General features: G+C 62.0%; 20 protein-coding genes and 1 pseudogene. 6 read left to right on the top strand and 15 right to left on the bottom strand.

Features of this window, described 5'->3' with window-relative positions:
- Positions 1 to 47 precede the first annotated feature (47 nt).
- Entirely contained in the window at positions 48 to 890 is an 843-nt protein-coding gene (gene pucL / locus QDT69_RS21475) for a factor-independent urate hydroxylase (RefSeq protein WP_279708461.1), read from the top strand.
- Positions 891 to 943: 53 nt separating this feature from the next.
- Here pucL and QDT69_RS21470 read toward each other — a convergent pair whose 3' ends face one another.
- Together QDT69_RS21470 and QDT69_RS21465 are read right to left on the bottom strand one after the other, a co-directional pair.
- Positions 944 to 3,667 carry a molybdopterin cofactor-binding domain-containing protein gene (locus QDT69_RS21470; RefSeq protein WP_279708460.1) on the bottom strand — a complete coding sequence of 908 codons (2,724 nt, stop codon included), beginning with the start codon at positions 3,665 to 3,667 and terminating at the stop codon, positions 944 to 946.
- 13 nt (positions 3,668 to 3,680) lie between these two features.
- Complete coding sequence (locus QDT69_RS21465; RefSeq protein ID WP_279708458.1) at positions 3,681 to 4,502, bottom strand: FAD binding domain-containing protein; 822 nt, start codon at positions 4,500 to 4,502, stop codon at positions 3,681 to 3,683.
- Between the two features lie 119 nt (positions 4,503 to 4,621).
- On the opposite strand from QDT69_RS21465, the gene QDT69_RS21460 reads away from it, so the two are divergent.
- Entirely contained in the window at positions 4,622 to 5,971 is a 1,350-nt protein-coding gene (locus QDT69_RS21460; RefSeq protein ID WP_279708457.1) for an 8-oxoguanine deaminase, read from the top strand.
- A 123-nt stretch (positions 5,972 to 6,094) separates the two neighbouring features.
- Here the strand turns inward: QDT69_RS21460 and QDT69_RS21455 are convergent, their stop codons facing one another.
- From QDT69_RS21455 to QDT69_RS21440, 4 genes are all read right to left on the bottom strand, one after another.
- Entirely contained in the window at positions 6,095 to 7,174 is a 1,080-nt protein-coding gene (locus tag QDT69_RS21455) for a BMP family ABC transporter substrate-binding protein (RefSeq protein WP_279708456.1), read from the bottom strand.
- Positions 7,175 to 7,250: 76 nt separating this feature from the next.
- A complete protein-coding gene (locus tag QDT69_RS21450; RefSeq protein ID WP_279708455.1) occupies positions 7,251 to 8,168 on the bottom strand; it encodes an ABC transporter permease in 918 nt (305 codons plus the stop codon).
- Positions 8,155 to 9,246: an ABC transporter permease gene (locus QDT69_RS21445; RefSeq protein WP_279708454.1), complete on the bottom strand. Its 1,092-nt coding sequence runs from the start codon at positions 9,244 to 9,246 to the stop codon at positions 8,155 to 8,157. Before QDT69_RS21445 ends, QDT69_RS21450 begins: the two co-directional genes overlap by 14 nt.
- Entirely contained in the window at positions 9,230 to 10,801 is a 1,572-nt protein-coding gene (locus QDT69_RS21440) for an ABC transporter ATP-binding protein (RefSeq protein WP_279708453.1), read from the bottom strand. Before QDT69_RS21440 ends, QDT69_RS21445 begins: the two co-directional genes overlap by 17 nt.
- Before the next feature lie 556 nt (positions 10,802 to 11,357).
- Between QDT69_RS21440 and QDT69_RS21435 the strand changes: the two genes are divergently transcribed.
- Complete coding sequence (locus QDT69_RS21435) at positions 11,358 to 12,455, top strand: hypothetical protein (protein WP_279708452.1); 1,098 nt, start codon at positions 11,358 to 11,360, stop codon at positions 12,453 to 12,455.
- Between the two features lie 90 nt (positions 12,456 to 12,545).
- On the opposite strand, the gene QDT69_RS21430 is transcribed toward QDT69_RS21435, so the two are convergent.
- From QDT69_RS21430 to upp (QDT69_RS21395), 8 genes are all read right to left on the bottom strand, one after another.
- Entirely contained in the window at positions 12,546 to 13,058 is a 513-nt protein-coding gene (locus tag QDT69_RS21430; protein ID WP_279708451.1) for a nucleoside deaminase, read from the bottom strand.
- Positions 13,051 to 14,112: an amidohydrolase family protein gene (locus QDT69_RS21425; protein WP_279708449.1), complete on the bottom strand. Its 1,062-nt coding sequence runs from the start codon at positions 14,110 to 14,112 to the stop codon at positions 13,051 to 13,053. Before QDT69_RS21425 ends, QDT69_RS21430 begins: the two co-directional genes overlap by 8 nt.
- A 93-nt stretch (positions 14,113 to 14,205) precedes the next feature.
- Positions 14,206 to 14,940, bottom strand: a complete 735-nt coding sequence (locus QDT69_RS21420) for an aspartate/glutamate racemase family protein (RefSeq protein ID WP_279708448.1) — start codon at positions 14,938 to 14,940, stop codon at positions 14,206 to 14,208.
- Positions 14,941 to 14,950: 10 nt separating this feature from the next.
- Positions 14,951 to 15,829, bottom strand: coding sequence for an ABC transporter permease (locus QDT69_RS21415; protein WP_279708447.1), 879 nt, complete (start codon positions 15,827 to 15,829; stop codon positions 14,951 to 14,953).
- A 1-nt stretch (position 15,830) separates the two neighbouring features.
- Entirely contained in the window at positions 15,831 to 16,712 is an 882-nt protein-coding gene (locus QDT69_RS21410; protein ID WP_050419336.1) for an ABC transporter permease, read from the bottom strand.
- Between the two features lie 87 nt (positions 16,713 to 16,799).
- Positions 16,800 to 18,092 (bottom strand): extracellular solute-binding protein, encoded by a 1,293-nt coding sequence (locus tag QDT69_RS21405; protein WP_279708446.1) that lies wholly within the window; start codon positions 18,090 to 18,092, stop codon positions 16,800 to 16,802.
- A 17-nt stretch (positions 18,093 to 18,109) separates the two neighbouring features.
- Positions 18,110 to 19,144, bottom strand: coding sequence for an ABC transporter ATP-binding protein (locus QDT69_RS21400; protein ID WP_279708445.1), 1,035 nt, complete (start codon positions 19,142 to 19,144; stop codon positions 18,110 to 18,112).
- A 411-nt stretch (positions 19,145 to 19,555) separates the two neighbouring features.
- Positions 19,556 to 20,191: a uracil phosphoribosyltransferase gene (gene upp / locus QDT69_RS21395; RefSeq protein ID WP_279708546.1), complete on the bottom strand. Its 636-nt coding sequence runs from the start codon at positions 20,189 to 20,191 to the stop codon at positions 19,556 to 19,558.
- A 268-nt stretch (positions 20,192 to 20,459) separates the two neighbouring features.
- Here upp (QDT69_RS21395) and QDT69_RS21390 point away from each other — a divergent pair, with 268 nt between their 5' ends.
- The 3 genes and pseudogenes from QDT69_RS21390 to upp (QDT69_RS21380) all read left to right on the top strand — a co-directional run bounded on the left by QDT69_RS21390 (position 20,460) and on the right by upp (QDT69_RS21380) (position 23,594).
- The gene (locus QDT69_RS21390) at positions 20,460 to 21,707 is read left to right on the top strand and encodes a GTP cyclohydrolase II (protein ID WP_279708444.1); all 1,248 of its coding nucleotides are present in this window, start codon (positions 20,460 to 20,462) and stop codon (positions 21,705 to 21,707) included.
- 8 nt (positions 21,708 to 21,715) lie between these two features.
- Positions 21,716 to 22,951 (top strand): URC4/urg3 family protein, encoded by a 1,236-nt coding sequence (locus QDT69_RS21385; protein WP_279708443.1) that lies wholly within the window; start codon positions 21,716 to 21,718, stop codon positions 22,949 to 22,951.
- 14 nt (positions 22,952 to 22,965) lie between these two features.
- Positions 22,966 to 23,594, top strand: a pseudogene (gene upp / locus QDT69_RS21380) (uracil phosphoribosyltransferase).
- 26 nt (positions 23,595 to 23,620) lie between these two features.
- On the opposite strand, the gene QDT69_RS21375 reads toward upp (QDT69_RS21380), so the two are convergent.
- Positions 23,621 to 24,109 carry a dCMP deaminase family protein gene (locus tag QDT69_RS21375; RefSeq protein ID WP_279708442.1) on the bottom strand — a complete coding sequence of 163 codons (489 nt, stop codon included), beginning with the start codon at positions 24,107 to 24,109 and terminating at the stop codon, positions 23,621 to 23,623.
- Positions 24,110 to 24,117: the final 8 nt, after the last annotated feature.

Here is a 24,117-nt window from a genome sequence, read left to right as displayed (position 1 = left end):
ACCCGAGTTAGCATCCGTACGATCGCCAGCCCCGTTGGAGACAAGACGTGCCGCTGATCAAAAACCGATACGGTAAGGGCCGCGTCCGTGTGATGCGGATTCATCGCGACGGCGACCGGCACGAGGTCAGCCAGCTCAGCATCAAGGCCATGCTCGAGGGTGATTTCGCCCGCACCTTCACCCACGCCGACAATTCCTCGACGGTGTCGACCGACACGATCAAGAACATCGTCAATGTCGTGGCGCGGGAAAATACCGGGCTGAGTCCGGAAGACTTCTGTCAGGTTCTGGCGCAGAGATATCTCGATACCTATCCGCAGATCTCCTCGGTGTCGATCACTTCGCACGAGACCAAATGGAGCCGGCTGAGCTTCGATGGAAAGCCGCATCCGCACAGCTTCGTGCTCGACGGCAATGGCAGGCCGACGGTGGAAGTCGCGGTGAAGCGGGGCGGGCCAATGACGATGTCGTCCGGCGTCGACAATTTTGCCTTCATGAAGTCGACGCAGTCCGGCTGGGAGAACTACGTCAAGGATCGCTACACGACGATTCCGCCGACCAACGATCGGCTGTGCGCGACCAGCATGGTCGCAACATGGAGATGGTCGGGCAGGCCGGCGAGCTATCCCGCGACCAACGCAAGGATTCTCGCTACGCTGCTGCAGGTGTTTGCCACGACCTATAGCTGGAGTGTGCAGGACAGCCTTTACCGGATGGGCGAGGCCGCGCTCGCGGCGGTGCCGGAGATTTCCGACATCAGCATGGCCTGTCCAAACATGCACTTCATCCTGATGAATCTATCGGCCTTCGGGCTCGACAACGACAACCAAGTCTTTCTGCCCACTGATGAGCCGCACGGCCAGATCGAATGCACCGTGGCCAGGGGCTAGGCGAGGCATTGGTTTCATTGGACGGGTTGCTTTCGTGCGGCCCCTCGCGGATTTCAGCCGAACTTTTCATGCAGGGCCGGGAACAACCGGTCCGGCTTGAAGGGGGTGCTGGTAAAGCGGATGCCGGTGGCGTTGGCGATGGCATTGCCGAGCGCCGCGGTGACCGGGTTATAGGGGCTCTCGCTCATCGATTTCGCGCCCATCGGGCCGATTGCATCCGACGTCTCGGCGAAATAGACCTCGGTGCGCGGTACATCGGCGAACGACGGCAGATGGTAGTCGCGGAACGTCGGATTGATCACCCTGCCGCTATCGTCGATGAGCAACTCCTCATAAAGCGCGGCGCCGAGTGATTGCGCGACGCCGCCCTCGATCTGGCCGCGGCATTGCATGGGATTGGCGACGCGGCCGGCATCGGCGGCCTGTACGCTCTTCAGGATTCGGACCTCTCCCGTGCCCTTGTTGACGGCGACCCGAAAGCCCTGGACATTGAACGCGACCGAGCGCGGCGTGCCGGCCGAATTGCCGCTGGCTTGCAGCACGCGTCCCTTTGTCCTTGCGGCCGATGCAAGTTCTGAGAACGACCGGCGTTCGCTCCCGCAGATCGCGGTCTCATTCTCGATGATGCATGACGAGGCGGCGGCGTTGCTCAGCTCCGCAGCCAAAGCCTTGATGCCATCGGCAAGTTGCTCCGCCGCCGCTTGCGTCGCGCGCCCGGCCACGAAGGTACCCGCGCTACCATACGCCCCGGTGTCGTGGCCGCCCAGCGCAGTGTCGGACTGCCGCAGGCTGATGCGATCGACGGTCGTCGCCAGCGCCGTCGCGGCGATCTGTCGATGCACGGTGCTGGTGCCGTTGCCGAATTCGGCGGTCCCTACCGTCAGCTCGAACCCGCCGTCGTCGCGGAGCGTGATCGTCGAATCGGACAGATGCCCGGCTGGCGGCACGGTGTCGATCATGGTGAGCGCGACGCCGTCACCGACCAGCCAGTCATCGGAAAGCCCGTAGTCGGGTCGTTCCGCGGACATTGCGCGCTCGACCAGATCGAGGCATTGGTCGAGCCCGTAGGAGCCGTAGAACACGTCATGGTACTGCGATGGCGGCGGCGACAGCATGGCATCGCCGGGCTTCACGATATTGCGTCGGCGGATCTCGAACGGGTCGATGCCGAGTTGTCTTGCCAATTCGTCGATGGCGGCCTCGACGGCAAACAGTGTCTGCGGCAAGCCATAGCCGCGGAAGGCGCCGGCCGGCACCGTGTTGGTATAGGCCGCGACCGCATCGACCTTCTTGTTCGGACAGTTATAGACGCTGATGCATTCGCTGACGGCGTGGAACAACACGGGCCCGGCATGGTTGCCATAGGCACCGGTATTGGAGAGCACGTCGAGCTGCAGCGCCGTCAGCTTGCCGTCGCTGTCGGCGCCGGCCTTGACAGTGACGCGCATCGGATGCCGGGTCGAGGTCGCGATGAACTGTTCCTCGCGGGTGAATTCGAGCTTGACCGGCCGGCCGGTTGCAATCGCGGCGAGCGCCAGAATGTCCTCAACGAACATTTCCTGCTTGCCGCCGAATCCTCCTCCGACGCGCTCGCAGAACACCCGTACCTTGTCGAGCGGGCGATCGAAGATCTGCGCCAGCGATCTTCGGATCAGGAAAGGCACTTGCGTGCTGGAGCGGACATTCAGCAGGCCACCGGCATCGATCCAGGCAAGTCCGCCGTGGGTTTCCAGGGCGGCGTGCTGGACCCGGTGAGTCGTGAACGTGCCTTCATAGATAGCGGTGGAACTTGCGAGCGCGCTGGCGACATCGCCGAATTCGCCGTGCTTTTCGGCGACGACATTGCGGGCTGCGTTGCTGACACGATGGATTTCGGCGGTTTTGTCGCCGTGGATCACCGGCGCACCCGGCGCGATCGCCAGCGCCGGGTCCGTCGCCGCCGGCAAGATGTCGTAATCGACCTTGAGCCGGCGGCAACCTTCCTCGGCCGCCGCCTCGGTTTCGGCCACCACAGCCGCGACCTTCTGCCCTATGAAGCGCACCGTGTCGTCAAGCACGCGGGTGTCGTCCGGGTCCATCCAATCCCTTTCGTGCCGCGCGGTCGAAAACAGGATTTTGGGTGCGTCCTCATGCGTCAGGACGGCATGCACGCCCGGCACCGCGAGCGCCGCAGCCTTGTCGATCCCGATGATCCTCGCATGCGGATGCGGCGAGCGCAGCAGCTTGATGTGCAGCAACCGGTCAAGCGCGATATCGAACGTGTAGGGAGCAGCACCCCGCACCACGAGCGGTCCGGCCGGTGCAGGGAGGCTGCGCCCGAAGGCGCCACCGGCGGCGGCATCCTCGACATTCGACTTTCCATCCATCGCATCCTGGATCGAGCGATACCCGGTGCAGCGGCAGATGTTGCCTTTCAGCGCTACGCCGAGCTCCTGCCGCTGTGCCTGGTTGAGCGAGGCGCAGGTCAGGATCATGCCTGCGGTGCAGAAGCCGCATTGAAATCCCTGGGCATCCAGGAACGCCTGTTGCAGAGAATGCGTCCCGCCTTCGGACCCGAAGCCCTCGATTGTCGTGACGGCGCGTCCTTCGGCGCGGAATGCCGGGATCACGCAACTATGGACCGGCTCGCCATCCAGCAGGACAGTGCACGCGCCGCAATCACCGGCGTCGCAGCCCTTCTTGACACCGAACTGTCCGAGCTCTCGCAGAAACGTGCGCAAGCATTGGCCGGGACGAGGCGTCTCCGCAAATGTTCTGCCGTTGATCTCGATGCTCATGTGATGCCGAAGCTCATGGGTCGGTGGCGAGTTCGCTGCGGATCTCCTCGGCCAGGCGCAAGGTCATATGCTTGCGCCACATCGGTTTGCCATGAACGTCGGCATGGTACGCCGCTTCCGGGATCTGCTGAAGGATGGCGTTGCTCAGAGCCTCTCGCCCGGGCAAATCCGCAAAGGAGAGCTTGATCGGCCGTACAGTTGAGGCGGTGATTGTCAGCGACAGCGCGCCGGTGCCATCGACGCTCCCAATCAGGAGCGCCGCGGAGCGGCCAACCGGCGTCAACGATATCTGGCGGAACGCCGAGCGCCGCCGCAGCGCGGCCTGCGGTACGTCGACTTGCCGCAACAGATCGCCGGCTGCGAGCACGTTCCGCTGGTTGCCGGTCACAAAATCAGCGACTGGAATCCGATGCTCGCCGCCGTCGGCGCGCCAGATCGTGCAGATGCCATCGAGCGCCGAGGTTAGTGAGATCATCGGTCCCGCCGGCAGTGACATGCAGATATTGCCGCCAACGGTCGCCGTCTTCCAGATCTTGAAAGATGCCAGGAAAGCGCGGCAGCACTGGTTGATCAGCGGTGCCGCGATCCAGTCCGGCGGGAAGGCGAGACCGTCGAGCTGCGCCACGGTGCAGGTCGCTGCGATGCTGAGGTGATCGCCATCAACGGTCAAGGCGGGCCATTTCAGGTCGGTCAGGTCGATCAGGCGGTTCAAATGCGTCTGCGGCTCGGAGAACAGCCACGTGCCGCCCGCAAGCCATGCATCGCCTGCCGTCCAAACGGGCAATTGTGCGCGTGTCCGCGGACGCGCAACCTCCCTGATGGTGTTCAAGTCCATTGCAATATAAGTCTTTCCTGTTCCGCCCTCGCAAGGCAATCTTGCAAGACTAGCGCCATTCTGGGCTGATCCTTGCATCTTTGGGCTTTGCCACGCAGTCGAGCATGATGATTGGGGTCATGGCTAAAACGCAACCGATCTGGATCAAGGATCCACTCTCCATTCTGGCCGACGGGGCCGAACGCGGCGTTGTCGTCCGTCATGGCAAGATCGTCGAACTGGTTGGCCGTGGCCGCGAAGCTGCGGCCGCCGACGCGGTGATCTTTGATGCCAGCGCGCATGTCGTTCTGCCGGGCCTGATCAACACCCATCACCATTTCTACCAGACCCTGACGCGTGCCCTGCCTGCCGCCCTCGATCGCGAGCTGTTTCCCTGGCTTCAGGCGCTCTATCCGGTGTGGGCACGACTGACGCCGGGCTCGCTGGAACTTGGCGTCAAGGTGGCGATGTCGGAATTGCTGCTCTCGGGCTGCACCACGACAACCGATCATCATTATGTGTTTCCCGCGGGGCTGGAGGACGCCATCGACATCGAGGTTGAGGTGGCCAGGCAACTCGGCATGCGCGTGCTGCTCACGCGCGGCTCGATGAACCTGTCGCAGCGCGATGGCGGCTTGCCGCCCGACAGCGTGGTGCAGGACGAGGACACGATCCTGGCCGACAGCGAGCGCGTCGTCTCTCGACATCATCAGCGCGGCGAGAATGCGATGGTGCAGATTGCGCTGGCGCCCTGCTCGCCGTTCTCGGTGACAACGTCGCTGATGCGCAAGACGGCGGAGCTTGCCGACAAACTCGACGTTCGCCTGCACACCCATCTCGCCGAGACCGAGGACGAGAACAGGTTTTGCGAGAGCATATACCGCTGTCGCCCGTTGGACTATCTCGAACAATGCGGCTGGCTCAATTCGCGTACCTGGCTTGCCCACGGCGTTCATTTCAATGCAGGCGAGATGGTGCGGCTTGGCAGGGCAGGGACGACGATCAGCCATTGCGCATGCAGCAACCAGGTCTTGGCGTCGGGCTGCTGCCCGGTCTGCGAGATGGAGGAGGCCGGCGTCGGAATCGGGCTTGGCGTCGACGGTTCCGCCTCCAACGACGGATCGAATTTGATGCAGGAAGTACGCGCGGCGTTCCTGTTGCAGCGGGCGCGGTACGGCGTCAATCGCGTCAGTCACATCGATGCGCTTCGATGGGCAACCAGGGGCTCCGCGGCTTGCGTCGGGCGGCCCGAACTGGGTGAAATCGCAGTCGGCAAGGCGGCTGATCTCGCACTGTTCAAGCCGGACGAACTGCGCTTCTCCGGATACGGTGATCCGCTTGCCGCTCTCGTCCTGTGTGGCGCGCATCGTGCCGATCGCGTTATGGTAGGCGGTCATTGGACCGTGATCGATGGAGCGATCCCGGGCCTCGATGTCGCCGATCTGATCCGTCGTCACAGCGCCGCTGCCCGGGCGATGCAGACCGGCTAAAGCGCGATAAGATTGAGTCGAATGGTCATCGCGCCTCAGCTCCTTGTTCGAACATGATCCTTTCCGAGAGTCGCCTTGAAAGATCCCTCCCCTGAGGGGAGGGATCTATCATCGGGCGATCGCTCACTTGCCGGGAAGCTTGTCGTCGATACCCTTGACATAGAAATTCATGCCCAGGATCTGGCTATCTTCGAGGTGATCGCCGCCCTTGCATTCGACCTCCTTGCCGTCCTGGCCGACAACCGGACACTTGAACGGATGCAGCTTGCCGGCGGTGATCGCAGCCTGGGTACCTTCGGCCATTTTCTTTACGTCGTCCGGCATGTTCGTGTAGGGCGCCATTTCGAACATCTTGGTCTCGAGGCCGCCCCAAACATCTCCGGACTTCCAGGTGCCGTCGAGCTCCGCCTTGACCCGCTCGATGTAGTAGGGGGCCCAGGTGTCGAGGATCGAGGTGAGCTGTGACTTGGGACCAAACTTGATCATCTCGGAATCCTGGCCGAATGCAAGCTTGCCGCGCTCGCTTGCGATCTGCATCGCGGCGGGCGAATCGGTGTGCTGCATGATGATGTCGGCGCCTTGATCGAGCAGCGCCTTGGCGGCATCGGCCTCCTTGCCGGGATCGAACCACGAGTTGACCCAGATGATCTTGACCTTGATGTTTGGATTGATCGTCTGCGCGCCGATCATGGTCGCATTGATGCCCGAGACGACTTCAGGGATTGGGAACGAACCGATATAGCCGAGCACGCCGGCCTTTGACATCTTGGCTGCGATTTCTCCCTGGATGTAACGACCCTGGTACCAGCGCGCCGAGTAGGTCGCCATGTTGTTGTCGCGCTTGTAACCAGAGCAGTGCTCGAAGTGCACGTTGGGATATTTCTTCGCCACTTTCAGCGTGGGGTCCATGTAGCCGAACGAGGTGGTGAAGATCAGCTTGTTGCCGGCGCGGACGAGCTGCTCGACGGCGCGCTCGGCGTCGGGGCCTTCCGGGACGTTTTCGAGAAAGGTGGTTTCGATCTTGTCGCCGAGCTCCTTCACCAGCGCCTGTCGGGCAAGTTCATGCTGATAGGTCCAGCCGAGATCTCCAACCGGTCCGAGATAGATGAACCCCACCTTCAGCTTGTCAGCCGCGACGGCGCTGCTCGTCAGGCTTCCGGCGATCAGAAGCGCTGCGGCGGCCCCAAGCAAGTTCCTATTCATCGTGAATGTCCTCCAAGTGCGGGGTGAACCACAATCCAGGACGGCGCCCCCCATCGCGCCCGCCCGGAAATCGATGTCAGCGATCCGGGACGAACACGGTGCCGAGCGCCGCAGGCGCGGTTGAGCCGCCCGTCCGCGCGCGCGACAGCAGCACGAGCACGATCACCGTTGCGAGATAGGGCAGGGACGACATGAATTGAGACGGAATGCCGATTCCGGCGCCCTGTGCGTGCAATTGCAGAATAGTCACCGCGCCGAACAGGTAGGCTCCGATCACCAGCCGGCCGGGCAACCAGGAGGCAAAAACCGTCAGCGCGAGCGCAATCCAGCCGCGGCCGGCGGTCATGCCCGGAATGAAGAATGGCGTGTAGGCGAGCGGCAGATAGGCGCCGGCAAGCCCGGCGCAGGCGCCGCCGAACATCACGGCATACATCCGGATCTTCAGCACCGGATAGCCCAGCGCGTGCGCCGAGACGTGGTTGTCGCCGCAGGCTCGCAGGATCAGCCCGGCCCGCATCCGGTACAGGAACCACCACACCGCCACGACCAGCGCCAGCGATAGATAGACGAATCCATCCTCGCCGAACAGGACGCGTCCGATCAGCGGAATGTCGCTGACGTAGGGGATATGGAGATGCGGCGCCGGTGTAATCCGTTCGCCGACGAAGCGTGCGCCGATCAGGCCCGACAAGCCGACGCCGAAGATGGTCAGCGCCAGACCGGTGGCGACCTGATTGACCGCAAGCCCGAGCGCCATCGCGGCAAACAGCAGCGACATCAGCACGCCGGCAAACATGCCGCAAAGCGCGCCGATGATGATCGAGCCCGTCAGCCACGCTCCGCCGAAGCCGCATGCGGCGCCGACGATCATCATGCCCTCGACGCCGAGATTGAGCACGCCGGAGCGCTCGGCCACCAGTTCACCGGTCGCTGCCAGCAACAGGGGTGTCGAGGCCGCCAGAACCGACAGGATGATGGCTTCAGTGAGCTCCACGTGCCACCTGCGGAGACGACGAAACGATGCGGAAGCGATAGAGAATGAGGGAGTCGCAGGCGAGCACGTAGAACAGCAGGATTCCCTGGAAAACCTTGGTGACGTCCAACGGGATTTTCATGGTGATCTGCGCCTGCTCGCCGCCAATGAAGGTGAGTGCGAGAAAGAGCCCTGCAATTAATATTCCAATCGGATTCAGGCGGCCGAGGAAGGCAACGATGATCGCCGTGAAGCCGTAGCCCGGCGAGATGCCCGGCTGGAGATGGCCGACCGGGCCCGCGACCTCGATGATCCCGGCGAGCCCCGAAAGCGCACCTGAGATCGCAAACGTCAGCAGGATGAGTTGATTGGCGTTGAATCCGCCAAAACGGGCCGCGCGGGGCGCTGCGCCCACCACGCGGATTTCGAACCCCTTGATGGTCTTGCCGAGCAGTACGGCCCCGGCGGCTACCACGATCAGTGCCAGGATGGAGCCCAGATGCAGTCGGCCACCCTCGATCAGTGTCGGCACCGTGGCGACTGGGTCGAACTCGGCGGTGGTCGGAAAGTTGAAGCCTTGCGGATCGCGCCAGGGTCCGCGGACCAGATAGTCGAGTAACAGGTCGGCCACGTAGACCAGCATCAGCGAGGTCAGGATCTCGCTGGCGCCGAACCTGACCTTGCAGATTGCGGGGATCAGGGCGTAGAGCGCGCCGGCGAGGGCGCCGAGCAACAGCATCGCCGGCAGCACCCAATGGCCGGCCCCGGTCCCCTGCGTTTTCACCGCAATCCAGCTTCCTGCGACCGCGCCCATCAGGAACTGGCCCTCTGCGCCAATGTTCCAGGCGTTGGCGAGGTAGCAAAGCGACAGACCGATCGCGATCATCACCAGCGGGGTCGCTTTCACGGCGATCTCTTGCAGCGAGTAGCCGTCGGCGAGCGGTACGATGAAATAGACGTAGAGCGCCGAGATTGGATTCTTGCCGAGGACCATGAACAGGATGGTCATGGTGACGATCGTGAGCCCGATCGCGATCAGCGGGGACGCCAGCGCGACCGTCCTCGACCGCTCGGCGCGCTTCTCAAGTATCAGCTGCATGCGCCTGCTCCTTTGTTTCGAGGCTGCTGCCGCCCATCAACAGGCCGAGCTTCTCGCGGCTGGCCGACGCCGTCGGCAGCGATGCGGACAGGCGGCCGTGAAACATCACGGCAATCCGGTCGGAGATTTCGATGAGTTCATCGAGATCCTGGCTCGTCACCAGCACTGCGGCGCCGGCGGCCGCAAGATCGAGCAAGGCCTGGCGGATCACGGCAGCCGCACCGGCATCGACGCCCCAGGTCGGCTGACTGACGACCAGCACAGCCGGATTGCGCAGGATCTCGCGGCCGACGATGAATTTCTGAAGGTTGCCGCCTGATAGGCTCGCAGCTTCCGGATCACGCTTTGCCTTGCGCACGTCGAAAGTCTCCGTCGCTCGGTCGACGGCATTCAGCGTCGCCGCAGTGTTGACGAAACCGTGCTGCACCATGTTGCCGGCGGCGTGTCCGGTCAGCAGGGCATTCTCCGAAAGCCTCATGCGCGGCGCGGTCCCGTGACCGAGACGTTCTTCGGGCACAAAGGCCGCTCCAAGCTTGCGCCGCCGGCTGATCGAGAGATGTCCGGCCGCGATTCCCTCGATCACGATCGTGCCGGGGTCGCGGGCGAGCCGCTCGCCCGACAATGCCGCAAACAACTCGTCCTGTCCGTTCCCGGCCACGCCCGCAATGCCCAAGATTTCACCACCTCTGAGCTCCAATGAGATGCCCTTGAGGTGCACGCCATGCGCATCGTCGGGGTCGAGGTTGAGATCGTTAATCACCAGCCGCGGCACCGTGATCTCGCGGCTTGCCGCCGGCTTCACTTCCTTGATTTCGGTGCCGACCATCATGCGCGCCAGCGAGGCGGCGGTCTCCGCTTTGGGATTGCAAGTCGAGACTTTCTTGCCGCCGCGCAGGATAGTTGCCGTGTCGCACAGCCTCTTCACCTCTTCGAGCTTATGGCTGATGTAGAGAATTGCACGCCCTTCGCTCTTGAGGCGCTCGAGCACGACGAACAGTTGGTCGGCTTCCTGCGGCGTCAGCACCGCGGTTGGCTCGTCCAGGATGAGAAATTTGGGATTCTGCATCAATGCGCGTACGATCTCGATGCGTTGACGTTCGCCCACCGAAAGCTGCCAGACCTCGCGCTTGGGATCGAGCGGAAGCCCATAGCTGCGGGATACCTGCTCAAGCCGCGCGGACATCTCCTTGAACGATTCCTTGCCATCGAGGCCGAGTGCGACGTTCTCGGCAACGGTGAGGTTGTCGAAAAGCGAGAAGTGCTGAAACACCATGCCGATGCCGCGGGCGCGGGCCTGCGACGGACCCGACAGCACCATGGTCTGGCCCTCCCAGCGCAGTTCGCCCTCGCTGGGTTGCACCAGACCGTAGATGGCCTTGACGAGGGTGGACTTGCCTGCGCCGTTCTCGCCGAGCAGTGCGTGGATCTGCTGCGGCCACACGTCGAGATCGATCTTGTCGTTGGCGAGAAACGACCCGTATCGCTTGGTCAGGCCGACCGTCTGCAAGAGCGGCGTGGCACTCGTGTGCGGCGCGGCCGATGTCGTGTCTCGCATCCGTGGATATCGCGTTCATGAGGAGAGGGAGCGGCAATAGTGAGCCAGTTTTCCTGCATGCGTAAGTAGCGAAAAAGCGCCACCAGCTGCTCAAGCCTTCGGCATAGTTGAGCTTTTCCGTAAATCCACGGGGGCGTCCTCGGTGCGTGGCGCAGCGCGACTTGGCCGTCGGCCGGCCATGCACCCGAACCTCGCTGTTGCAGAATTGTGACTGTCGACCCAATTCGCACAGGGCTAGGCAACGATGGCGGAAATTTGAGCAGAGCGCGATGACGCGGTTTTGTCTGGCTTTTTCGCGTGTCGACGGCGCTCCGTGCGTTGCGCGGAAATGTCGCGGAAGCCGAACAATGATGGGCATAATTTGAAAAGTTCTGAATTCAGTCGAAGCAGAATTTTTGGCTCGCCAGATCCGATCAAACCGGACCAACTCGCAGAGGTTGTTGATCAAACTCGCATCAGCAGCTGAAAAAACTTCAGGCTTCCTGTCCGCCCCCAAGCTGCGCAAGGCTCTCATTGAAGCCTGAATTCCTGATGCTTCACTTTGGGGGTCTTCACGATGTTCAATTTCCGCCGAACCTTGTCAGCCGCCGCGCTATCGCTCGGGCTGATGCCGGCAGCCACTAACCTTGCAAGCGCCGCCGATCTGCCGGTCAAGGCGCCCAAGCCGGCCGCCGACCTGCCGTTCTTTCTGGTCATCGACGACCGCGTGACCTATTCGTACATCTTCTCCGGTACCGATCCCGGCGTCTTCTCCCGTCGCCCCGACGGTAGCATCGACGGAAAGACTGCAAAGCAGGTCTATTCCTTTACGCACTTCGACATCTGGGCCTATGGCCAGAACTTCTTCACAATCTCGATGTACAAGTCGGATCACAACGACCCGGCGTCGCCGTGCTCGAATGTCGGCGTGACCATCACCGGAGCTCCAGCCACCTGCGCCGGCGCTACCGAGATCTACGGCCTGTTCCGGTCGACCTTCGGCTGGAATCAGATCTTCAACACCAAGGCGTTCAGCATGGGGCCGCTGAACAACATCTCGTTCGAAGTCGGCATGGACGCCAACACGGAGAACAACTTCCTCGCGCCGGCCAAGCGTGACGTCGTTGCCGGTCTCCAGTTCGAATTCAATCTTCCCTACAAGGGTTACATCAACGTGTCGCCGTTGATGTACTACGAGTTCTCCAATCACAACGCGTTCGACCAGTGCGGTCTGTTCGGACCGGGCGTACCGGGCGTGACGTGCCTCATCGACGGCAACACCAAATTCAAGCCGACCTGGGCCGTCGAGGTAAACTACTACATGGATCTCGGCTTCCTGCCCGAGAACATGCAGTATTTCTCGATCAGCGGCCGCGCCGGTTGGTACGGCAAGAAGGGCACCGAGAACGAGCCGATGGCCTTCAATCCGGTCACCAATATCAGCACGGCGGTCGAACTCAACTCCGAGCCGATCCGCCTGACCTTCGACGCGAGCAAGGCGTTCTGGGGTCCGAAATACTCACACTTCGTCGACGTCTGGGTGGCCTATCGCTATTGGCAGAACAAGTTCGGCCTCGACCACGCCAAGAGTGTCGTCTGTAACGTCGCTGCCGGCGTCAGCAATAATTCCTGCACCGAGGAATCGCTCTATTCCGGCATCAGCGTGAAGTTCTGATCCACCTGGACCGTTCCTCCGGGTGGCACTGATGGCGCCGCGATGCTCCCCGCGGCGCCATTTTTCTGTTGCCGGGCAAGGGAGTTAAGCTTAGCTGGTTCGGTTGCGTTGCCAGACGTCTTGATGGAGTGCCGCGGCCTCCGTCTCAAGCAGGGGTCCGACGATTTCGGTCGGGCGCTGTCCGCTGCCGAATACCTCGCGGCAAGGGAGGTTGAGCGTTGGATTCTCGGGGTGGTCGCCGGTGAGTTCGCGCAATGCATGCTCACTCAGGCCATAGACGACCCGGCCGATGCCTGCCCAATAGATTGCGCCCGCACACATGGCGCAAGGTTCCGCAGAAGAATAAAGCGTTGCTTGGCGCAAGACGCTGGCGGGAAGGGTCACGCAGGCCTGTGTTGCCAGCAACCGCTCGGCATGCGCCGTGCCGTCGCGTGGCGGCATGAAGCCATTTTCGACTTCAAGCAGCACCCGCCTGTCGTGGTCGACCAGAATTGCGCCGAAGGGATGGTTGCCATGGCTGAGCGCCCGGCGCGCCACATCAAAGGACCTTCGCAGAAAATGCTCGTCGGCTTGCTCCTGGCTCAATGCCGCGATGTCAACCATGAACATATGTTCCCGCGCTCACCAACGGCGGCGCAAAGGACGAGATGTCCCGCGCAAGATGCTGGCCGTGATCCTTGCGGCCGGTCAGCGCGCCATCCGACACGACCACCTCGCCACGCACCAGCGTGGTCATCGGCCAGCCGGTGACACGGAGTCCCTCATACGGCGTGTAGTCGGCGCCGTGATGCAGGATCTGCTGGCTGATCGTGACCTCGCGCTTTGGATCCCAGATCGCGATATCCGCATCCGAGCCGACCGCGATCGTGCCCTTGCGTGGATAGAGGCCGTAGGTCTTGTCGTGGTTGGTCGCCGACAACGCGACGAAGCGGTTGAGATCGATGCGTCCCTTGGAGACGCCTTCGGAAAACAGGATCGGCAGCCGCGTCTCGATATCGGGAATGCCGTTCGGCACCCAGCGGAAGCTGGTGCGCCCCCTCGGCGCGGTCTTGCCGGCTCGTTCCAGGCGGTCGGTGAGGAAGCGGATGGCATCGAAGTTTTCCGCGTGCACCATCACCAGCGCGCCGGTCTCGCGCGCCACCGACATCACTTCCAGGATCTGGCGATCGCTGAGCGCGAGGTCCTCATAGGTCATGAATACCTTGAACGAGGTGTAGCCGTCCTTGATCAGCGCCGGCAGTTCCTGGCCGAGCACCTGCTCGGTCGGATCGGAGATGATGAGATGGAAGCTAACGTCGACGCAGCAATTGCCGTCGGCCTTGGCGTGATAGTCGCGCACCGCTTGGCCCAGGCTCTGTCCGCGTTCCTGCAGGCAGAACGGCAGCACCATGGTGTTGCCGCCGAAGGCGGCGGCGCGCGTGCCGCTTTCGAAATTATCGGCTATCACGATGCCGGGGCCATTCGGCTGCGAGATATGGACATGGCTGTCGATGCCGCCCGGCAACACCAGGCGATCGGTGGCATCGATGACCTGCCGTGCGGCGCCGAGATCAAGCCCGAGGGTAGTGATCCGTCCGGCCGAGATCCCGACGTCGCTCCGGAAGGTGTCGGAGGCTGTCGCCACGGTGCCGCCGCGAATGATGGTGTCGAACGTCATGTAGCATTCTCGGTCGAATCTGCCGGCTTCGCTTGCCCTCAGATAGTATAGTCTTGGTTCGTCGGACCGTCGCCATGGATCGCAGAAGGGGCGCTAACGGGGTTCGCATGGTCCGAAAGACCCGAGATACGCCTTTGGTCGCGGCTGCGCATAAGCCCCAATCTTGGATGTCCTGAGACCCAACGTTCCGAACGCTTCCGCCAGCTTGACCGCACTCGCGACCCCGTCGATCACGGGCAGCCCGTGGGTTTCCGAAAGCCGCGCGGCCAAATCGGCCATGCCGGCGCATCCGAGCACGACCACTTCGGCGTGGTCCTCCCGCTTGGATCGTTCGATTTCCGCGCTGATCTGTGCGGCCGCATTGGACGCGGGGTCATCGAGTGACAGAACGGGCACTTCGCATGCGCGCACCCTCGCGCACCGGCTGGCCAGCCCGTACTTCAAAAGATTGTTCTCAACGGCCGCAATGGACCGGGAGAGGGTGGTCACGACCGTGAAGCGATGACCGAGCATCGTGGCCAAATGAAACGCCGCCTCGCCGATACCGATGACGGGAGCCTGCGCGATGCAGCGCGCCGCATCAAGGCCGGTATCGTCGAAACAAGCAATGATGTGAGCAGAAACGCCTGTTGCGTCGCCTTGGACGATTTCGGCCAGCAGCCCGGGCACCGAAAATGCCTCGTCATAATAACCTTCGATGGAGACCGGCCCATCCGCCGGGTTGACGGCGATGATCTCCGTCCCCTGGGCGGCAACGGCGCGGCCGGCCCGGCCGATCTTTTCCGTCATGGCGGCGGTGGTGTTCGGGTTGACGATCAGGATGCGCATGAGGTTGGTTCTACACCATTCCCTTGCCGGCGTCCGACCCGTGGCGTCGTTGCCGGGCCTGAAGCACGAGAATGACAACCAGCGCCGAAAGAATCACGAGAAAGGATACCGCGCTCGTCAGTGTTCCCAGCGCATAGATGTCCGGCTTTGTCACGGTGGTTGTCAGACCCTGCAACTCGAGCGGCAGTGTGTTGACCGAGCCGATGGTCTGGCTCGATCGCGCGAGTTCGTCCCAGGACAAGGTAAATCCGAACAGGCCGATACCGACGACGGACGGCAGGATAATAGGTAGCACGACATGGCGAAATGTTTGCCAAGGCGTTGCGCCGAGATCGCGCGCCGCCTCTTCAAGACGACCGTCGAACCTGTTGAAGATCGCAAACATGATCAACAGGCCGAAGGGCAGGGTCCAGGTCAGATGCGCGCCGAGGCCGGACGTGAAAAGCCCCATCGCCGTCGTCCAATTCGCAGCGCCGCTCTTGATGATGAAATCGTCAAGCAGGCGGAATTCCAGGGCGATGCCGAGCGAGGTGATGATCGAGGGCATGATCAGGCTTGCGATCGCAACATAAAACAGCAAGGTCGCACCGCGGAACGATCTGCGGAAGGCGAGGCCGGCCGAAACGGAAAGAACGACCGTCAACACCATGACCACGAGGCCGAGCTGAAGCGATCGCTTGAATGCTGCCCCGATGTCGACGATGCCCGAACCCGAGAACACCTTGCCGAACCACACCAGCGACACGCCGTTCATGGGGAAGGTCAAACCACCATCGGGGCCTTGGAACGACAGGATGTAGATCGCGAACATTGGTCCATAGAGGAACAGGACATAGGCGCTGAAGAACGCAGCGAGAAAGTAAAAGGACCTCGGCCGCCTCTCGCTCATCTCACAGCTCCTTACGGATATCGACGATCCGGGTCAGCGCCGAAATGATCAGGATCGTGACGCCGAGCAGGATGACCGCGTTGGCTGCCGCCGCCGGGAATTGCAACGCATTGAGGCGCGACTCGATGATCTTCCCGGCGGACGCAATCTGCTGGCCGCCCATCACGCCTATCGTGACGAAATCTCCCATCACGATCGTGATCACGAAGATCGAGCCGATGACGATACCGGGTTTGGTCAGCGGAATGATGACGTTCACCAGCGTCTGCCATCCGCTGGCGCCGGCATCATAGGCGGCTTCGATCAACCGCTTGTCGATGCGGATCATCGAATTGAAGATCGGCACCACCATGAAGAACGTGAAGAGGTGAACGAGGGCGAGCACGACCGAAAACTCGGAGAACAGCAGCCACTCCAGCGGCTGTTTGATCAAACCTGCGCCCTCGAGGCCCCTGTTGACCAATCCGTTCCGGCCAAGAAGCGGAATCCACGCAATCATGCGGATGACGTTCGACGTCCAGAACGGGATGGTGCAAAGCAGGGTGAGCACGATCTGCCAGGTCTTGGATCGGACGTGGAACGCGAGAAAATAGGCGACAGTAAAGCCGATCAGCAGGGTCAGGCCCCAGGTCAGCAGGCATAATTTCAGCGTGTTCAGATAGGTCTTCAGGATGGTGCAGAGATTGGGCAGGTCGGCAATGCATCCTTCGAACGTATCGGTGTAGCCGCGCAGGCTGAAGGCCGGAATCATCTCATATTCGTTGTAGTCCCATGCGCTGACGATCGTCACGAAGAGCAACGGCAGCAGAAAGAACAGCGCGAAAACGAGCATCATCGGTGCGGCTTGCAGCCAGGCAACGAAGGTCTTGCGGTCTTGCGTCATTGAAAGGCCGGTCGCGGTGATGGCGAAGCAGGACTTGCCATGCGCTTTGGCCCGGCAAGTCCTGCCGCTCAAGTCATCTGGATTGCATCAAGCGGCGATGAATTCATTCCACTTGCGCACCATGTAATCGTTCTCGTCCATGACCGCGTTCCAGCAGGCGACGGCGCCCATGCGATCGTCGTAGGATCCGCCGTCACGCTTGGCGCCGGCCTTCTCGAGAATGGTGCCGTCGGGTGCCTTGATGTCGTTGACGGCGGTCTTACCTTCCATCCAGTAGCCCCACTCGTCCGCCGTCATGTTGGCCTTGGCGGTCGACAGCACAGCGGAATAATAGCCCTGACGATTGAGATAGGCGCCTGCCCAGCCCGACAGATACCAATTCACGAATTCATAGGCCCAATCGAGCTTGGGTCCCGAAACCGCCTTCGAGACGCAGAAGCCCGACGCCCACGATCGATAGCCTTCCTTGAGCGGCTGGAAGGTGCAGGGGATTCCCATCGAGCGTACCTTGGTGACCGCGGGCGACCACATCGACTGGATGACGGTTTCACCCGATGCCATCAGGTTGACGGACTCGTTGAAGTCCTTCCAGAACGCGCGGAACTGGCCGGCCTTCTTGGCTTCCGTCATGATCTTCATGGTGAGATCAATCTCGGGCTTCGTCATGTTGCCCTTGTCGGCATAGGTGTGTTGACCGCTGGCTTCGACCACCATCGCGGCATCCATGATTCCAATCGACGGAATGTTGAGAATCGAGGCCTTGCCCTTGAATTCGGGGTTGAGCAGTTCGGTCCAGGATGAAATCGGCCGCTTGATCAGGTCGGGCCGGATGCCGAGCGTATCGGCGTTGTAGACGGTGGGGATCAGCGTCACGAACTCGGTCGGCGTCTTGGAGAATGTCTTCGAGTTCGCCCCCTCGAGATAGAGCACCTTCCACGGCGCGGTGCCCTGATCGCCGATCTTCTTGCCGTTCGGCAACTGGCCCTTGGTGAACACCGGGGTGATGTTGCCGAATTCCTTGATCTTCTTGGCGTCCAGCGCAAAGATGTTGCCCGACGGCACGAGCTTCCTCAGCGAGAAATATTCGGTATCCAGCACATCGAACGAGTTGGGCTGGGTGATCACGCGCTTGGTCACGTCGTCGGTAGTTGCGGTGATGTATTCGATCTTGATCCCGGTATCCTCCAGGCATTTCTTTGAGATCTCGTCGCCTTCGTTCACCGCCGTCCCGAGATAGCGCAGGACTTTCGGCTCGGCCGCATGGATATAGGGAAATCCGGTGATCATGCCTGAACCTGCCGCAAGGCTGACCGCTCCGGCGGTGCCCTTCAACATGGCGCGACGGCTGATGCTACGACCGAGCTTCGAAGATTTGGTCATGATGATCTCCCTTGGTGTCACGCCGCCTTTTCGGGCGACCGGACGATTGCAGAACTGGTGGTCTTGAGAAGGCTGGCCTGCGCCGGATCCCACGTGGCAAGAACACGCTCACCGACGGCGTAGTGGGCTGCGTCGAATTGGGTTTCGGTGATCTGGGCCGAAATTTCGGGTCCCCCGTCGATAGCGATGACGACGCGGACATAGGTCCCCTGGTATTCGATCTCGCTGATGGTGCCTGCAACCGACGGACCAGCAACGGCTTCGTTCGGTCGCTTCAGCATCAGCCGATCGACCCGTATGGCGAAGGTCTCGGAGCCCATGGCAATGACGTTGTGGCCGCCAATGAATTTCGCCGTGAACTCGGTTCGGGGATAGTTGAAGATGTCACGCGGCGAACCCTGCTGCTCGATCCGGCCGCCGTTCATCAGCACCACGATGTCGGCCAGCGCCATCGCCTCGTCTTGGCCGTGCGTCACATGGATGAAGGTCAGCCCGAGCTCGCGCTGCAGCTTTTTCAGTTCGGCTCGCATCCGCAGTCGCAAAAACGGATCAAGCGCCGAAAGCGGCTCATCCAGCAGCAGGATTTGGGGAGAGGTGATCAGCGCGCGCGCCAGCGCCACACGCTGCTGCTGGCCGCCCGAAAGCTGGCCGGGTAGCCTTGCCGCATAATGCTGCATGTCGACGAGCCCCAGCAATTTTCTGGCCTCGGCATGGCGCACGGCCTTGGCTACGCCTTTCATCTTCAAGGCGAAGCCGACATTGTCGATGACGGAAAGATGAGGGAACAGGGCGTAAGACTGGAACATCATCGCCGTGCTTCGATCGGCAGGCGGCAAGTCCGTCACATTCTTCGGCCCGACAAGGATGTCGCCTGAGGTCACCGATTCATGACCGGCCACCATGCGCAGTGTCGATGTCTTGCCGCAGCCGGACGGCCCGAGCAGGCAGCAATAGGAGCCGGCAGGAATCCTGAGGTTGATGGCGTCAACGGCGGTGACGCCGCCGTACATCTTCGTCAATTGCACCAGTTCGAGCGCCGCCGTCGTCGTCATCCGCACCATTCCGCATCGTCTTACCGAGGACCCAGGGCGAGCTGTCGCTCGGGGCGCTATGCGTGATGGGATGCAACAGGTGTGCCAAAAATTGCGACAGAGGACCCAAAAACTGGGCACATTCCGCCGTTCGACGCAGTCGCCTGCGCCGCTCTGGCCAGATTTCGCAGGTCAAGCTGTCGCGTTAGCCCGCTTCCTCAGGCTTAGTTACGTAAGCGATTGAGGCGATGTCAAAAAAGGCCTTTTCGCAAGCCAATGCCGACCCCATCGAAGCTTTCCGCGTTCGAAGGCGCTGCCGGCCGTTGTGTGTTGATGGATCCTTTCGTTGGCCTCGAGCAATGTGAGGGCATGGGGCGTGCTCACAAAATCGGTCAGGTTGATCGCATTTTCATCAGAGCCGATGCCGTACGCCTACTTGGTGCCGAACATGCGGTCCCCGGCATCGCCCAAGCCTGGCACGATGTAACCGTGATCGTTCAGTCTTTCGTCGATCGCAACCGTCCAGATCGGGACGTCGGGACACTCATCCTGAAATCGGGCGATCCCCTCGGGAGCGGCGAGCAGGCAGACGAACCGGATGTCTCGGGCGCCTCGCGACTTGAGCAGGCTGACCGCAGCACAGGCTGAGTTTCCGGTGGCAAGCATCGGATCCAGGAGGATCACGATGCGCTCCGACACATCCTGCGGCGCCTTAAAGAAGTATTCCACGGCTTCAAGTGTTACCGGATCCCGATAGAGGCCGATATGCGCTACACGCGCCGACGGCACCAGCGCCAACATGCCATCGAGAAATCCGACACCCGCCCGCAGGATCGGCGCGAGCGTAAGCTTCTTGCCCGCGATTTGTGGTGCCTTCATCGCCGCGACCGGCGTCTCGATGTCGACCATCTCCAACGGCAAGTCCCGGGTGACCTCGTAGCAGAGCAGCATTCCGATCTCGTTCAGAAGCTCGCGAAACCCCTTGGTCGAGCGATCCTTGTCGCGCATCAGCGAGAGCTTGTGCTGGACCAGGGGATGGCTGACGAGGTTCACGCTGTTCTTGGTCATGAGATCGCTTATCTGGAGTGGCGCAAGTGGAGTGTCGTGCAAGGAGTATGCCCCATGCGGTCCTTGACTATCGTGCCGCCGGGCAAATGGGGCTGGCCCGGCTGCGCGGGTCATGATCGCGTCGTAAACCCTACGGCTAATGTGCCCGCGAGGCTTGCGAAACGGCCGTTGTGTTCAGCCGCAATTCGGCCATACTGAAGAATCCTTCGATTGCTGGCAACCGGGCCCATCCGCCCCGCCGGCAGTCTGTATCCATTGGTGCGTGATGATGACTCGTTCTAATCGAACCGATCATATTCGGATTACATCCCATCCGGCGCCCGGCGCGAAGATCGATTTCCCGATTCATTGGGGAGCGGCCACGGCGCGTGAACGCGGGCCGGTGATCGGGACGGTGTCACGCCCCCAGCAGCGCAATGTCATCGGCACCCACAGCGGCTCCTATTCGATCTATCGCGCGCTGGCGGTCTCGTCGGGCGCACTCGATCCGATCCGGCGTCCGGACCTGACCAATACGCAACCTGCCGCCACGGTTGGGCCATTCCCGCAATGGACCGATCCGAACCGGATCGTCTCGCTCGATCCATGGGGACACCTGGCTGCAGAGGCGTTCGCGAACGAGATCGCCGAGGGCGTCGATATCCGTCCGAGCATTGCCGTCACCCGCGCCCGCCTCGATTTGCCCGAGTTACATGCGGCGATCGCCGCCGGTCGGCTCAAGCGTGACGGTGTTGTCGTTCACGAGAGTGGCAGCGTCTCCGTTGTCAAGATCGCGATCGACCCGGTCTGGTATCTGCCCGGAATCGCAGCTCGCTTCGCCACGACCGAAAGCAATCTGCGCCGGCAATTGTTCGAGCAGACGGCCGGCATGTTTCCGGAACTGGTGACACGGCCTGACCTTCACGTGTTCCTGCCGCCGATCGGTGGCACCACGGCCTATTTGTTCGGCGATGTTGCCAAACTGCCGGACTATCGCACCAGAATCACCTGCCGCGTGCATGACGAATGCAACGGCTCCGACGTGTTCGGCTCGGACATCTGCACCTGCCGCCCATATCTGCTGCACGGCATCGAGGAATGCGTGCGCGCCGGACAGACCAGCGGGCTCGGCATCATCATCTACAACCGCAAGGAAGGTCGCGCCCTCGGTGAGGTGACCAAATTCCTAGTCTACAATGCGCGAAAGCGGCAGGACGGCGGCGATGCCGCCGCCCAGTATTTCGAACGTACCGAATGCGTCGCGGGGGTTCAGGATGCCCGATTCCAGCAGTTGATGCCTGATGTCGTGCACTGGCTCGGACTGAAGCGGATCGATCGCTTCGTTTCGATGAGCGACATGAAGTATGACGCGCTGGTGAGCCAAGGCATCGACATCGTCGAGCGCGTGCCGATCCCCGACGATCTGGTGCCGGCCGATGCCCAAGTGGAGATCGTCGCCAAGAAGGCGGCCGGCTACTACTCGGCCGAGGAGCCAACCGAGCGGGACTTCGTCGGCCGCTCGCTCGACAAGTATTGAGCGCGGCTGTGAGTCCCGAGGCGTCGGCGGCCCTGTCGTTGCTCAATGCAGGCGCGGTGCGGGAGCGCGCGCACAAGCTTCTTGCCGTCGGCCTCGAGGACCGGCTGCCGAACTTCCACGTCGACCTCGACCGCATGGATGCGACGGCCGAACTGGTGGTGGAGACCACGCGAAAGGCGTATCCCTCGCTGGCCGTGCCGTTTCATTCGCGCTGGCGGCATTTTTCTAGTGACGGTGCCGATCGCTGGACGGCCCTGGCTGATCGGATCGCATGGCAGGATTCCGCGGCACGGGCCCGTGCCGAATTCGATCTGGCCATGGTCAGCGTCTTTCTCGACGCCGGCGCCGGGCCATCATGGCGTTACCACGACCCTGTGACCGGATCGGCGATTGGCCGTTCGGAGGGATTGGGACTGGTCTCGCTTGCGATGTTTGCCGCTGGCGCATTCTCCTCCGATCCGCGGCAGCCGCTTCGCGCCGATGCCGAGGTGCTCGCGAATCTATCCGTGACCGACCTCGCACGCGGCATGCAGGTGTCGGACGCCAATCCGCTGGTCGGCGTCGACGGCAGGGTGAATCTGTTGCGCAGCCTCGGCCGCCTGGTGGCCGCGAAGTCCGATGTCTTCGGCAGCTGCGATACGCCGCGGCCCGGCGGGCTGTTCGATCGGCTGGCATCGCTGACCGACGATCGCAGACTTCCCGCGCCGACGATACTGTCGGAGCTTTTGACGGAGCTTGGGCCAATCTGGCCGTCGCGACTGAGGCTTGGCGGGATCGCGCTCGGTGATTGCTGGAAGCATCCGGTCCTGGCGACTGACGATGTGACCAGCCAGCTCATGCCGTTGCACAAGCTTTCGCAGTGGTTGGCCTATTCGCTGATCGAGCCGCTGCAGAATGCCGGCATTGCCGTGACCGATATCGATGGGTTGACCGGCCTTGCCGAGTACCGAAACGGTGGTCTTTTCCTCGACAATGGCGTGCTGACATTCTGCGACGAGGGCGATGCATTCCGGGAGCATGATGTCGCTTCGACGCTTGTTGTGGAATGGCGGGGGCTGACGGTGGCGTTGCTCGACCGCGTCGCGGATGATGTGCGGCGTCGTCTCGGGCTCGACGCAAACGCGCTGCCGCTGGCGAAAATCCTCGAAGGAGGAACCTGGGCTGCGGGCCGACGGCTGGCGCGTGAGCGCCGCGCCGACGCGTCGCCTCCGATCAAGATCATCAGCGACGGTACGGTGTTTTAGGGCAGGGGCTCGGTATGGAAGGCGTCACGATCGTTAGCCACCCGCTGGTACAGCACAAGCTGACACTGTTGCGCAGCAAGGACACCTCGACCAAGTCGTTTCGAGAACTCCTCAAGGAGATCGGGATGCTTCTCTGCTACGAAGTGACCCGCGATCTGCCACTGGCGGATGTCGAGATCGAGACACCGCTGGCGAAAATGAAATCGCCGGAGATATCAGGCAAGAAACTGGTGTTCGCGCCTGTGTTGCGCGCCGGTGTCACCTTTGCGGAAGGCATGCTGGACCTCGTGCCGACGGCGCGTGTCGCCCATATCGGCCTTTATCGCGAGCCCGAAACATTCGTGGCCGTGGAGTATTTTTCAAGGCGCCGAGCGATCTGCACGAGAGACTCGTGATCGTGATTTCCCCGGTGCTGGCGACAGCCAATCTGTCCGTCGCGGCGGTGGACCGGCTGAAGGAGCGTGGTGCCAACGACATCCGGTTGGTCAGTCTGATCGCCGCTCCTGAAGGGGTCGAACGCATGCGCGGCATTCACCCGGATGTTCCAATCTGGCTTGCCGCGATCGACGAAGGGCTGGACGAAAACGCCTTCATCCTGCCGGGCCTTGGCGATGCGGGTGACCGTGCCTACGGGACTCGATAGTCGAGGCTGGTCGGAGGATTCGGCGATCAATCGCTTTCGTCGGAAACATCCGGCAGCTCTGCGAGCCTCGGAATGAACCGTACCGCGACGTTTGCTTCCTTCAGCATCGTACCGGCAATCGCAAAATCCTGGGACCAGTTGGAATTCGGCCGGTCAGGCTCATAGCCGACGACCTCCGATATGCCCGATTGGATAATCGCCTTGGTGCATTCCACGCAGGGGAACCAGGGCACGTAGATCGTGCAGCCCTTGAGCGCTATCCCGATGCGCGCAGCGTTGAAAATGGCGTTCTGCTCGGCATGGCAGCTCCAGACGTATTTTGCGCCGGTGATACGGGAGTGCCGCTCTTCCACCGCATCGTTGACCCCGCGTGGCAGGCCATTGTACCCGGTCGAGCGGATCTCATAATCGGGCCCGACCACGACGGCGCCCACGCGGCGTCCCTTTTCAATGCTCCAGTGCGCCAAATGATGCGCCAGAAGCATGAACCGCTCATCCCACTTCCTGTCTCGCAATTCGTCCG

Source organism: Bradyrhizobium sp. CER78 (assembly GCF_029846235.1).
GTDB lineage: Bacteria > Pseudomonadota > Alphaproteobacteria > Rhizobiales > Xanthobacteraceae > Bradyrhizobium.
Note: the sequence above shows the minus strand (reverse complement) of the source record. Positions and strands in the feature narration are given on the sequence as shown.

What these genes read in the sequence shown, in the direction of transcription:
- QDT69_RS21465 (WP_279708458.1), bottom strand. Translation starts at nt 4,502, where the DNA reads ATGGACTTGAACACCATCAGGGAGGTTGCGCGTCCGCGGACACGCGCA.
- QDT69_RS21445 (WP_279708454.1), bottom strand. Translation starts at nt 9,246, where the DNA reads ATGCAGCTGATACTTGAGAAGCGCGCCGAGCGGTCGAGGACGGTCGCG.
- QDT69_RS21425 (WP_279708449.1), bottom strand. Translation starts at nt 14,112, where the DNA reads ATGACGTTCGACACCATCATTCGCGGCGGCACCGTGGCGACAGCCTCC.
- QDT69_RS21415 (WP_279708447.1), bottom strand. Translation starts at nt 15,829, where the DNA reads ATGAGCGAGAGGCGGCCGAGGTCCTTTTACTTTCTCGCTGCGTTCTTC.
- QDT69_RS21420 (WP_279708448.1), bottom strand. Translation starts at nt 14,940, where the DNA reads ATGCGCATCCTGATCGTCAACCCGAACACCACCGCCGCCATGACGGAA.
- QDT69_RS21470 (WP_279708460.1), bottom strand. Translation starts at nt 3,667, where the DNA reads ATGAGCATCGAGATCAACGGCAGAACATTTGCGGAGACGCCTCGTCCC.
- QDT69_RS21405 (WP_279708446.1), bottom strand. Translation starts at nt 18,092, where the DNA reads ATGACCAAATCTTCGAAGCTCGGTCGTAGCATCAGCCGTCGCGCCATG.
- upp (WP_279708546.1), bottom strand. Translation starts at nt 20,191, where the DNA reads ATGACCAAGAACAGCGTGAACCTCGTCAGCCATCCCCTGGTCCAGCAC.
- QDT69_RS21440 (WP_279708453.1), bottom strand. Translation starts at nt 10,801, where the DNA reads ATGCGAGACACGACATCGGCCGCGCCGCACACGAGTGCCACGCCGCTC.
- QDT69_RS21410 (WP_050419336.1), bottom strand. Translation starts at nt 16,712, where the DNA reads ATGACGCAAGACCGCAAGACCTTCGTTGCCTGGCTGCAAGCCGCACCG.
- QDT69_RS21390 (WP_279708444.1), top strand. Translation starts at nt 20,460, where the DNA reads ATGACTCGTTCTAATCGAACCGATCATATTCGGATTACATCCCATCCG.
- QDT69_RS21430 (WP_279708451.1), bottom strand. Translation starts at nt 13,058, where the DNA reads ATGGTTGACATCGCGGCATTGAGCCAGGAGCAAGCCGACGAGCATTTT.
- QDT69_RS21460 (WP_279708457.1), top strand. Translation starts at nt 4,622, where the DNA reads ATGGCTAAAACGCAACCGATCTGGATCAAGGATCCACTCTCCATTCTG.
- QDT69_RS21435 (WP_279708452.1), top strand. Translation starts at nt 11,358, where the DNA reads ATGTTCAATTTCCGCCGAACCTTGTCAGCCGCCGCGCTATCGCTCGGG.
- QDT69_RS21455 (WP_279708456.1), bottom strand. Translation starts at nt 7,174, where the DNA reads ATGAATAGGAACTTGCTTGGGGCCGCCGCAGCGCTTCTGATCGCCGGA.
- QDT69_RS21400 (WP_279708445.1), bottom strand. Translation starts at nt 19,144, where the DNA reads ATGACGACGACGGCGGCGCTCGAACTGGTGCAATTGACGAAGATGTAC.